Genomic DNA, 11,472 nt, shown 5'->3' with positions numbered 1-11,472 from the left:
TCAATCACGCCCTTTGTTTTTTGAAAGTCCTTGAAGTGAGAGGCTCAACAATGCAACAGGCACCGTTATCCATTCTGATTCTGGGCGGCGGCGCTGCTGGGTGGTTGACCGCCGCGGTACTGGCGGCCGAGCACGGTCGGGCTCGTGGCGGGCACTGTGACATTGTGCTGGTGGAGTCGCCGGATATACCGACCATCGGGGTTGGCGAAGGTACCTGGCCTTCGATGCGGGAAACGCTGCGGCGCATTGGTCTTAGTGAAACGCGGCTATTCGCAGAGTGCGAGGCCTCATTCAAGCAGGGCTCCCTCTTCTCGGCCTGGCGAACGACCGATTGCAAGGATCAGTATTACCATCCTTTCTCCCTCCCGCACGGTTATTTCGAGCAAGATCTCGCACCGTTCAGCCAAGAGGCATATGCCTACGCCGTGACACCACAGGCGGCCATCTGTGACGCGCACCTGGCGCCCAAGCAGCTGGCCACGCCCGAATACGCAGGCGTACTCAATTACGGTTATCATTTTGATGCAGTGAAATTTGGTCTGTGCCTGCGTGACCACTGTACCCGTCATCTGGGTGTGCAGCATGTGCGGGCGAACATTGCCTCGGTGGAAGGTGGTGCAGACGGCAGCGTCGCTGCTCTGGTTACCGATGCCGGTGAGAGACTGTGCGCAGACTTGTTCGTGGATTGCTCCGGTAGTGCCGCGAAGATTATCGGCGAGCACCTGCAGGTACCCTGGGTCGACCGCTCGTCGATCCTGTTTAATGACCGTGCTCTCGCGGTACAGATTCCCCATGCCTCGCCCGAATCACCCATCGCTTCTGTCACGCGCGCAACCGCGCAGGCCAATGGCTGGATCTGGGATATTGGCCTGCCCTCGCGCCGCGGCATGGGTTACGTCTATTCCAGCCAGTTCACCGATACGGCGACCGTCGAGGGCGAGTTCCGCCGTTTCCTCGCGCGCGAGCTGCCGACGGGGGCGGATAGCGAACTGATGTTCCGCGAGCTCAAGTTCGCGCCGGGACACCGGGCCGCCATGTGGCAGGGCAACTGCGTGGCGGTGGGTATGGCCGCCGGCTTTATTGAGCCGCTCGAGGCATCGGCGCTGGCATTGATCGAGCAAAGCGCCGGCCTGATCAGAGATTTTTTGCCGGCGCGCAATGAGCAGATGGGGCTGGCGGCAAAGCGCTTTAATCGTCAGATACTGGCGCATTGGGAGAATATTATCGATTTTCTCAAGTTGCACTATGTGCTGTCCGAGCGCACGGATTCCGACTATTGGCTGGCCCATCGGCGGGACGAATCCATTCCCGAATCTTTGCGGGAAAATCTGCAGCTGTGGCGCCACAGGGCGCCGGCGAAACAGGACTTTCCCCAGGCGCAACCACTGTTTCCCCCACCCAGTTACCGCTATGTGTTAAACGGCATGGGGTACGACTGCGACTGGGTGCGGGCCCCGCGCAAGGACGGCGACCAGGCACGCGCGAAAACACTGTTGACAGAAGTGCAAAAACAGCTAGCCAGCTATCGGCAGGGGTTGCCTGCAAACCGGCAGCTGATTTCGCAATTGGTTGCCCGCAGCCAACCGGGAGTCACTGTTCGATGAAGTATCCAGAACACATTCCCGCGGTCGAAACCTGCTCCGGCGTTGCCGCGGACGAGATCGCCGCGCGGGTGGCGGGACGTACCGAGCCGCTGTTGATGAAAGGAGCGGTAGCCGACTGGCCGATAGTTGCGGCAGCCCGTGCTGGGGCGCTGGCGGATTATCTGGCGCCCTTTGATCAGCGGCGACCCATCATGGTGTTTCACGCCGCTGCGGAAACCCAGGGGCGCATTTTTTACAATGACGCCATGGATGGATTCAATTTCCAGCGCAACGCCGGTGAGCTGCTGCCGACGCTGCGTGCGCTGGAAACCAATAGCGTCGGCCAGGAGTGCTGCTACGTTGGGTCCACACCGGTCGACCACCACTTGCCCGGGTTGCGTACGCACAATGATATTCCCGTCGGCCAGCACAAGCCGCTGGTGTCGCTGTGGTTCGGTAACCGCACCCGCGTTGCCGCCCACTTCGACCTGCCGGAAAACCTGGCGTGTGTGGTGGCTGGTCGCCGCCGCTTCACGCTGTTCGCGCCGGAGCAGGCGGCAAACCTCTATCCCGGACCGCTGGACTTCAACCCCGCCGGGCAAGCCATCAGCATGGTCGACTTCTACGCGCCCGACTACGAACGCTTCCCACGCTATCGCGAGGCGCTCGAAGCGGCACTGGTTGCGGAGATGGAACCCGGTGACGTGCTGTATGTGCCCAGCATGTGGTGGCACCAGGTCGAGGGACTCGATGGCCTCAACATGCTGGTGAATTACTGGTGGCGATCCACACCCGCCTGGACCGGCCTGCCGCAGGATGCTCTGATGCATGCGCTGCTTTCGATCGGCGGCTTGCCAGCGGCGCAGCGAAAAGCCTGGGGCGAATTGTTTCAGCACTTCGTGGTGAACCGGGAAGATGCCGTAGAGCAACTGCCCGCGCACACGCACGGACTGCTCGGCGACCTGGATCGAGAGTCGTCCGCGCGGTTGAAAAAGTTACTGATAGAAAAACTGCAGCGGATGCCATAAGCCCGGCACAGGGCGATGAAGCAGAGAGAGAGAACCATGAGTCAAGCGATTAAAAAAATTGTGATTGCCGGTGGCGGAACCGCTGGCTGGATGACGGCTGCCGCACTCTCCAAGCTGATGGGAACGCAGTTGGATATCACCCTGGTGGAGTCCGAGTCCATCGGCACCATCGGCGTGGGCGAAGCCACCATTCCTACCCTGGTGTTCTTTCACCGGTTGCTGGGCATTGACGAGGCGGAATTCCTCGCTGCCACCCAGGGCACCTATAAACTGGGTATCAGCTTTGAAAACTGGCGCGACGTCGGCAAAGACTACATACATGCATTCGGCGTAACCGGCAAAGACTGCTGGGCCTGCGGTTTTCAGCACTTCTGGCTGCGCGCCCGGCAGTTGGGGCTGGCCGGCGACTTCGGCGAATACTGCCTGGAGCGGCGCGCCGCAGAGGCCCACAAATTTTCCCACCTGCCCAACAACGGCCTGAATTACGCGTTCCATATGGATGCTACCCGCTACGCCGCCTATCTGCGCCAGTTCAGTGAGGGCTTCGGTGTCAAACGGGTGGAGGGGAAAATAGATCAGGTGCAGTTGCACCCGGATACCGGCTTTATCCGCGCTCTCAAGCTCGATTCCGGGCAGGAGGTGGATGGTGATTTCTTCATCGACTGTACCGGGATGCGCGCGATCCTGATCGAAAAGGCCCTGCACACCGGCTTCGAATCCTGGTCGCACTGGCTGCCGTGCGATAGCGCGGTGGCGGTACAGACCCAGGCGGTGGAACCGCCGATTCCGTTCACCCGTTCCATCGCCCGGGAGAGCGGCTGGCAGTGGCGTATTCCCCTACAGCATCGCGTGGGTAACGGCCAGGTGTATTCCAGTAGCTACCAAAGTGACGATTCGGCGCGCTCGCAACTACTGGAGAACATCGAGGGTGAGCGGCTGACGGATCCGCTGCTGATCAAGTTCCAGACCGGGCGCCGGCGCAAGCAATGGCACAAGAACTGCCTGGCGGTCGGCCTGTCCAGCGGCTTTCTGGAGCCGCTGGAATCGACCAGTATTCACCTGATCCAGCAGAATATTGTGCGCTTCCTGCGCTTCTTCCCGCAGAGCGAGATTCGCCAGGTCGAGGTGGACGAGTTCAACCGCCAGTCCGAATTTGATATGGAGCGTATCCGCGACTTCATCATCCTGCACTACAAGGTCACCGACAGGGACGACACGGAGTTCTGGCGCTACTGTCGCCAGATGAGTATTCCGGACACCCTGGCGGCCAAGATCGACATGTTCCGCGAGACCGGCCATGTATTCCGCGAGGCCAATGAGTTGTTCGTGGATTCCTGGCAGCAGGTCATGTTCGGGCAGGGGCTGATGCCGGAGCGCTATCACCCACTAGTGGACACCATGCCTGAGCAGGAGCTGGCGGACTTCATCCGCCAGGTCAAGGCCGGCGTCGATGACGCCCTGGCCCGACTCAAGGATCACAATGACTATCTCGCCGGCTTTTTGCCGGGCGACCAGCAGCGCGCCGGCTAAATGCCGGCCTTCTTCCCATCGCCACGCGCCGCCACCGAGTCTGACCCTTTGTTCGGCTGCGGCCAGGCTCTACCGCCGCAAACCTGCGGTTCATTACCGCAATGACGGGTGCTGAAACGTCCCACGTTGCGGAATTGTCCGGGCGGGCAAGGTGGAATGCGTCAGTTTCCGGCGTCAATTCAAAGTGGGACGACGCTTTTACGGGGGTTGCGTACAAACGCAGGCTGTAAAAGTGCTGTCTCCCCACCAGCGGGAGGCCATCTGGGCAAAAATAATAATTGGAGTTTTGCGGTGATGAAAAAGCGAATTCTGCTGGGGGTCATCTCCGGTCTGATTGCGGGCGGTGGGATCGTGGGGTGCGGTGAGCAGAAAATGCCCGCCGGGCCGGAACAGGATAGTGGCACAGCAGCGGAGTTGAACGCTGATTGGCCGAAGTTGACCAGTCCGATTGCCAAAGATCCGGCGATCGAGGCCCGCATCGATACGCTCATGGCGAAGATGTCAGTCGAGGAGAAGGTCGGCCAGTTGATCCAGGTCGAAATCGACTCCGCGACGCCGGAGGATGTGAAGGACTATCACATCGGTTCCATTCTCAACGGCGGCGGTCACTTCCCGAACAGTGACAAGCACGCGAGCATCGCCGACTGGGTTGCGCTGGCCGACGCATTTTATGCTGCGTCCATGGATACCAGCGACGGCGGTGTTGCCATCCCGGTGATCTGGGGTACCGACGCGGTGCACGGTCACAACAACGTGATCGGTGCGACGCTGTTCCCGCACAATATCGCCCTGGGCGCCACCCAGAACCCTGAGTTGATGCGCCAGATCGGTGCCGCGACCGCGGCGGAAGTATCCGCTACCGGCATCGACTGGGTGTTTGCGCCCACGCTAGCGGTGACCCGCGACGACCGCTGGGGCCGTAGTTATGAATCCTATTCCGAAGATCCAGAGATTGTGCGCAGCTACGGCGGCAAGCTGGTAGAAGGGCTGCAGGGTATCCCCGGGAGCAAGAGCCTGCTCAGCGACAAGCACGTGGTAAGCACCGCTAAGCACTTTATCGCCGACGGTGGCACCGAGAATGGTATCGACCGCGGTGATGCGATCATGAGCGAAGACGAGCTCATGAAGATCCATGCGCAAGGCTATTTTTCCGCGATCGAGTCCGGCGTACAGACGGTGATGGCGTCTTTCAGCAGCTGGAACGGTGAGAAGATGCACGGTCACAAGTATCTGCTGACCGACGTGTTGAAAGGCCGCCTGGGCTTTGATGGTTTCATTGTCGGCGACTGGTCCGGCCATCAGTTTGTCAACGGCTGCAGCAATGTAAGCTGTCCGCAGGCGATCAATGCCGGCCTCGATATGTTCATGGCGCCGGACCCGAATTGGAAAGAGCTCTACACGAATACCGTTGCGGAAGCGAAAAGCGGTGAGATCCCCGCCGAGCGCCTGGACGATGCAGTGCGCCGGATCCTGCGGGTCAAGATGCGCGCAGGGCTGTTCGATGCCGGAGCGCCTTCCGAGCGCGCCTTTGCCGGCGACGAATCCCTGATCGGTGCGCCGGAGCACCGCGCCATCGCCCGTCAGGCGGTACGCGAGTCCCTGGTACTGCTGAAAAACAACGACAACCTGCTGCCGCTGGCCCGCGACCAGCGCGTACTGGTTGCCGGTGACGGCGCCGACAATATCGGCAAGCAGACCGGTGGCTGGACCATCACCTGGCAGGGTACCGGCAATGAGAACGCCGATTTCCCCGGTGCGACTTCCGTTTACGGTGGTATTGCCGAGGCGGTGGAATCTGCCGGTGGTAGCGCCGAGCTGTCTGTGGATGGCAGTTTTGAGCAGAAGCCAGACGTAGCGATCGTTGTCTTTGGTGAGGACCCCTATGCGGAAATGCAGGGGGATATCTCCAACCTGGCCTACAAGGGCGAGCGCGACCTGGCGTTGCTGAATCGCCTGCGCGAGCAGAACATTCCGGTGGTTGCGCTGTTCATCACCGGCCGCCCGCTGTGGGTTAATCCGCATATCAACGCTTCCGATGCCTTCGTCGTGATCTGGCAGCCCGGCACCGAAGGTGGCGGCGTCGCGGATGTGCTCTTCCGTGACGACGCAGGCAATGTGAGCCACGACTTCAAAGGTAAGCTGACCTTCTCGTGGCCGAATGATGCTCGGCCCGAGGTGCGCAACCGGGGGCAGAACGAATCTCTGGCCCAGTTCGGCTACGGTTATGGCCTTACCTATGCGGATCAAGAGCAGATGGCCGCGCTGTCGGAAGAGAGCGGCCTGCAGCAGACCGATGCCAACGAGGCGCTGGCAGTGTTTAACGGCCGCGCGCTGGATCCGTGGAGCTTCCAGGTAACCGATGCTGGCAACAACCGCACGGTGATTGCCAACAGTGTGGTCAAACTGCAGGGCATCAGCGTGCAGTCCGTTGACCGCAATGTGCAGGAAGACAGCCGGCGCCTGCAATGGGCCGGAGAAGGCGATGCGATTGCCGGCTTCTTCGCCAATAGCCGCACCGATCTGTCCAGCTACCTGAACAATCGGGGAGCCCTGGTATTCGATGTCAAAGTGGATCGCGTACCCAACGATGCGGTAAATCTCGGCATGAACTGCGGTATGGATTGTGGTGCCGAACAGCCGATCACCGATCTGCTCGAAGGCGCGGCGCCAGGTGAGTGGAAAACCCTGGCGGTCGATCTGCAGTGTCTGGCCAAGGGCGGCGCGAAACTGGATATGGTGCTGTCACCGTTTTACGTGCGCACCGCCGGTGAGCTGGACCTGACCATCCACGATATTCATATCGCCTCCGGGGCCGAAGACGTCGACATCAGCTGTGGCTGATGTCGCCTGCTGATGCAGAGCGGCGTGTCCCTGATCGTGTGCCAACAGCCGTTGATGCGCGATCAGGTGGCGCCAGCGCAGGCAGTGAAGATCTATAGTCTGTCAGGGGAGGCCGCTTGCAGAAGCGGCCGAACCAATTCCAGCAATATCCCTCTATTACCTCTCCGGCACATCCTGGTGGATGCACTTGCCTGCCGCGCCGCCTGTACTACTCCTGAGAATGCTTGGCCAGCTCCTGTTTGCGGTATTCCGTCGGCGACATGCCGACCAACCGACTGAAGAAGCGGTGGAAGGCTGATTTGCTGTTGAAACCGGACTCCAGCAGGACGTCCAGAACGGTCATATTTGCCTTGTCCGGATCTGCCAGCAGGGCTTTGGCGGCCTCCACTCGATAGCTGTTCACGTATTCAAAGAAATTGGTGCCGAAGTGTTTGTTGATCACCGCCGAGACTTCCTTTGGCGGCAGCTCGATACGGCTGGAAAACTGTTCCAGGTTGAGATTCTTTTTCAGGTAAATTTTTTCCACCTCCATTGCGTGGCGCACCTTGTCGATGGCGCTCTCCGACGGCTCCTCCTCGCTGGGTTCGCGGCTCTGTTGCGGCTGGGTGGCCAGCAGCTGGTGCGCGTAACTGAGGCTGTAGGCAAAGAAGGCGTTGATCAGGATAAAGGCCACATAATTGTCGGCGATACCGAGTAAATCGGCGGTCTCGACCGATGTGTACTTGGCCAGCACATGGACCATCAGTGTCCAGCCCCAGCTGATCAGCACGCCGTAGGTCAGGATGTTGAGCCAGTCCAGTTCGGTGGTGGAGAAATGTGAGTACTCATCCTCCAGTTCACTGCGGTAGCGGTGCAGCAACAGCACCGCGGCCACCGCGTAGGCCAGTGGCACGACGGTGGACAGATCCCACACCAGGTCCACTAGCCGCGCCGGGAAGCCCTGGCCGGCGACAGATATACGGCGGAGGTCGTCGCTGCTGAGATCGAATATGAATAGGTACAGTATGACGGCCAGTGCCGGCAACAGATGTATCGCATGGCGCCGCTGCAGGCGCATGTTCTGCTGGGTGAGGGCAGATACGAACAGGTAAAAGGCCGGTCCCTTCAGCATCAGCGCGCCGAACAGGAAGTAGGGCAGCAGCACTTGGCCGAACAGCGGTGCGACTTCAAACTGGTCATTCCACAGGATCAGTGTGCAGGCGGAGGCGATCGCCACGATGAGCAGGAACGCGGTCAGCAACCGGCCGTAATTGCGGTCGCGGATCGGCAGTACCTGCTGGAAGATCGACAGCAGCAGGCACTCCGCCGCGGTCATCAGCAGCACGACGTCGTGAATATTGAAGATATAGTCTTTCATCGTCACCGAGATACATCTTTATAGGAGTTATGGTCCGGGAGTATAGAGAATGCCTGAGGGCAAGCCTATCCCGAAAGCCCGCCGCGCCGTGTCCCTGTTTGCGGCGCGGGAAGTGAAACGCCCGGATGCGCCCACTTTGCGCCGATATGCAAAGTGGGGCGACGCCTTGCTCCCGGGTATCGATGATGTCTGCGTGACCAGTCCTCAGAACAATAATCAGGCGGCCGCGAATGTCTGCGCAGGCATTCCCGCAGGGGCGCCGGCGATACCAGCGAGAGCTTAACCCCGGCAGCCGGTATGTTTAGTGGTACAGGGGCGGCAATCCCACTCGATGTTCGCAGGGGATGCCAAAAATAATAAACAGGTGAGAGAAATGCAGTTAGCAGCAATCGATATTCTGATCTTTGCCGTCTACGTGGCCGCCCTGGTCACCATCGGCTACCTGGTCTCGCGGGAGAAGTCCGGGCATCAAAAAGATACCAAGGACTACTTTCTGGCCGGCAAGGGGCTGCCCTGGTGGGCGGTGGGCGCCTCGCTGATTGCGGCGAACATCTCCGCCGAACAGATTATCGGCATGTCCGGTTCCGGCTATGCCATCGGCCTTGCCATCGCTTCCTACGAGTGGATGGCCGCCATTACGCTGATCCTGGTGGGTAAATATTTCCTGCCGGTGTTCGTGCGCAAGAAAATTTATACCATGCCGCAGTTTCTCGAGCAGCGTTACGATCACCGCGTCAAGGTGGTGCTGGCGATCTTCTGGCTCGGCGTCTACACCTTCGTGAACCTGACCGCGGTGCTGTGGCTGGGCGCGCTGGCGATCAATGCCATCGCCGGTGTCGAGCTGCTGTTCGGCCTGCTGTTCCTCGGAATGTTTTCCGCGGCCTACTCGCTGTACGGCGGCCTGAAGGCGGTGGCGCTGACCGATATCATCCAGGTGGTGCTGCTGGTGTTCGGCGGCCTGCTGCTGTCCTACCTGGCGCTGGACATGATCGCCGGCGGTCAGGGTCCGGTGGCCGGCTTCTTCGAGCTGACACGGCAGGCGCCGGAGAAGTTCGACATGATCCTGTCGAAGGACAATCCGCACTACGCCAGCCTGCCCGGCCTGTCGGTACTGGTCGGCGGCATGTGGGTGATGAACTTCTCCTACTGGGGCTTCAACCAGTACATCGTCCAGCGGGCGCTGGCGGCCAAGGATCTGAAAGAGGGCCAGAAGGGTATCGCCTTCGCCGCCTACCTGAAGCTGCTGATGCCGATCATCGTCGTGCTGCCGGGAATCGCCGCGGTGGTGCTGCTGCCGGATCTGGCGCGGCCGGATCAGGCCTACCCGCAGCTGATGAACCTGATGCCGGTCGGCTTCAAGGGACTGGTGTTTGCGGCGCTGGTGGCGGCGATCGTGTCCTCGCTCGCCTCCATGACCAACAGTATCGCCACCATCTTCACCATGGATATCTATTCCCGCTACCAGCCGCAGAAGAGCGAGCGCCACTATGTGACCGTGGGTCGGGTGGCGAGCATGGTGTCACTGGTGCTGGCGATGCTCTGCGCACAGCCGCTGCTTGGCCAGTTCGAGCAGGCGTTCCAGTATATCCAGGAATTCACCGGCTTCTTCACCCCGGGCATCGTGGTGCTGTTCGTGCTCGGCGTCTTCTGGCCGCGCGCGACGGCGACCTCTGCGCTCGCCGCCGCCATCGCCTCTGCAGTGCTGTCTCTGGCACTCAAGCTGTGGTGGCCGGAGCTGCCATTCATCGACCGGGTCGGCCTGGTATTCCTGTGCTGCGTGGCGCTGGCGGTGGCGGTATCGCTATGGCAAGGGCGCGGCCGCGGGGTAACCGTGACAGCCGATGGCGCTGTGGCCCTGCGCGAGATCAACTTCACCACCAGCCAGAGTTTCAACCTGGCGGCGCTGGGGGTCACCCTGGTGCTGGCGGCACTCTACGCCACCTGGTGGTAGTAGCGCCCGTCGAACCTTATCTTCTCTGCTGCTTCAGAGCCGGCCCCAGGGCCGGCCTTTTTTTGACCGGCTAGTGCAAATCACTGCGCTGGCAGTTTGTCCTCCCCTGGCGGCGGGGCGGGGGCGATCCGGCGCCGGCAGAGGGCTGGTTTTATTTTGCGCAACCGCTTACCTTATACCGCCGTTTTATCTGGGGTTTGTAACAGGGACAAAGATGACAAGTATCGTAGCGGACATCGGCGGCACCAACGCCCGTTTTGCCATCGCCAGGCCAGAGGCGGGCGGTTACCAGCTGGAATCGCTGAAAGTGGTCGACTGCAAGCGCTTTGACGGATTCGAGGCGGCGCTGCAGCACTGGCTGGAGGGGCTGGATCAGCCGCGTCCGGAAAAGGTCTGTATTGCTGCCGCGGGCCCGCTGGAGAAGACTGCGACGGGCGGTCGCGTCTATATGACCAACCTGGGCTGGACTATTACCACCGATTCCCTGAGCAAGCAGTTCGGATTCCCACGGCTGGAACTGATTAACGACTTCGCCGCGCTGGCGCTGTCCCTGCCGCGCTTGTCTGAAGACGACTACCAGGTGCTGCGCGATGTGCCGCGGCTACCGGATGCGGCCATGGCGGTACTCGGCCCGGGCACCGGCCTGGGGGTGGCCGGCCTCGCGGTGGATAACGGCCGCTACCACGTGCTGGCCGGTGAGGGCGGTCACGCCAACCTGGCCGCGGCGACCGAACGGGAGCTGCAGCTGCTGCAGGTGCTGATGAAAACCCGTCAGCCGGTATTCAACGAGTGGGTGCTGTCTGGTAACGGTCTGGTGAACCTGTACCGCGCCGTGTGTGAGCTGAACGGCCGCCAGCCGGAAGACCTGACGCCACCGGATGTCAGCGCCCGCGGGTTGGACGGCTCAGATCCCATGTGCCGGGAGACGCTGCTGGATTTCCTCAATTTCCTCGGCAGCGCCGCCGGAGACGCGGCGCTTTACCTGGGTGCCCGCGGCGGAGTTTTCCTCGGTGGTGGTATACTGCCGCGTATTGCGGAGCTGCTGCCGGAGAGCGAATTCGAGCAGCGCTTCCTGAACAAGGGCAGGGTGGAGACGTGGATGGAAACGGTTCCTCTCTACGCCCTGAAGGCCGGCTACCAGGCCCTGATCGGCGCCGCGGCGCACCTGGAAGGCTGAATCGG

Annotated in this window: 7 protein-coding genes; 6 read left to right on the top strand and 1 reads right to left on the bottom strand. The window is 61.0% G+C overall.

Going from position 1 to position 11,472, the window contains the following annotated elements; all coding sequences use genetic code 11:
* Nucleotides 1-50 precede the first annotated feature (50 nt).
* From BLW36_RS08255 to BLW36_RS08240, 4 genes are all read left to right on the top strand, one after another.
* The gene (locus BLW36_RS08255) at nucleotides 51-1,604 is read left to right on the top strand and encodes a tryptophan halogenase family protein (protein ID WP_091387179.1); all 1,554 of its coding nucleotides are present in this window, start codon (nucleotides 51-53) and stop codon (nucleotides 1,602-1,604) included.
* Nucleotides 1,601-2,611, top strand: a complete 1,011-nt coding sequence (locus BLW36_RS08250; RefSeq protein WP_091387177.1) for a cupin-like domain-containing protein — start codon at nucleotides 1,601-1,603, stop codon at nucleotides 2,609-2,611. The genes BLW36_RS08255 and BLW36_RS08250 overlap by 4 nt, the downstream gene beginning before the upstream one ends.
* A 36-nt stretch (nucleotides 2,612-2,647) precedes the next feature.
* Nucleotides 2,648-4,141 (top strand): tryptophan halogenase family protein, encoded by a 1,494-nt coding sequence (locus BLW36_RS08245; protein WP_091387175.1) that lies wholly within the window; start codon nucleotides 2,648-2,650, stop codon nucleotides 4,139-4,141.
* 294 nt (nucleotides 4,142-4,435) lie between these two features.
* Nucleotides 4,436-6,982, top strand: coding sequence for a glycoside hydrolase family 3 protein (locus BLW36_RS08240; RefSeq protein WP_091387173.1), 2,547 nt, complete (start codon nucleotides 4,436-4,438; stop codon nucleotides 6,980-6,982).
* 208 nt (nucleotides 6,983-7,190) lie between these two features.
* Here BLW36_RS08240 and BLW36_RS08235 read toward each other — a convergent pair whose 3' ends face one another.
* Nucleotides 7,191-8,339 (bottom strand): helix-turn-helix domain-containing protein, encoded by a 1,149-nt coding sequence (locus BLW36_RS08235; protein WP_091387171.1) that lies wholly within the window; start codon nucleotides 8,337-8,339, stop codon nucleotides 7,191-7,193.
* Nucleotides 8,340-8,712: 373 nt separating this feature from the next.
* Between BLW36_RS08235 and BLW36_RS08225 the strand changes: the two genes are divergently transcribed.
* The gene (locus tag BLW36_RS08225) at nucleotides 8,713-10,290 is read left to right on the top strand and encodes a sodium/sugar symporter (protein WP_091388581.1); all 1,578 of its coding nucleotides are present in this window, start codon (nucleotides 8,713-8,715) and stop codon (nucleotides 10,288-10,290) included.
* 214 nt (nucleotides 10,291-10,504) lie between these two features.
* Nucleotides 10,505-11,467: a glucokinase gene (glk, locus tag BLW36_RS08220; RefSeq protein ID WP_091387169.1), complete on the top strand. Its 963-nt coding sequence runs from the start codon at nucleotides 10,505-10,507 to the stop codon at nucleotides 11,465-11,467.
* The last annotated feature ends 5 nt before the right edge of the window (nucleotides 11,468-11,472 follow it).

Source organism: Microbulbifer marinus (assembly GCF_900107725.1).
GTDB classification, from domain to species: Bacteria; Pseudomonadota; Gammaproteobacteria; order Pseudomonadales; family Cellvibrionaceae; genus Microbulbifer; species Microbulbifer marinus.
Note: the sequence above shows the minus strand (reverse complement) of the source record. Positions and strands in the feature narration are given on the sequence as shown.

Coding starts and splice junctions, on each gene's coding strand:
- BLW36_RS08255 (WP_091387179.1), top strand. CDS start 51: ATGCAACAGGCACCGTTATCCATTCTGATTCTGGGCGGCGGCGCTGCT.
- BLW36_RS08250 (WP_091387177.1), top strand. CDS start 1,601: ATGAAGTATCCAGAACACATTCCCGCGGTCGAAACCTGCTCCGGCGTT.
- BLW36_RS08245 (WP_091387175.1), top strand. CDS start 2,648: ATGAGTCAAGCGATTAAAAAAATTGTGATTGCCGGTGGCGGAACCGCT.
- BLW36_RS08240 (WP_091387173.1), top strand. CDS start 4,436: ATGAAAAAGCGAATTCTGCTGGGGGTCATCTCCGGTCTGATTGCGGGC.
- BLW36_RS08235 (WP_091387171.1), bottom strand. CDS start 8,339: ATGAAAGACTATATCTTCAATATTCACGACGTCGTGCTGCTGATGACC.
- BLW36_RS08225 (WP_091388581.1), top strand. CDS start 8,713: ATGCAGTTAGCAGCAATCGATATTCTGATCTTTGCCGTCTACGTGGCC.
- glk (WP_091387169.1), top strand. CDS start 10,505: ATGACAAGTATCGTAGCGGACATCGGCGGCACCAACGCCCGTTTTGCC.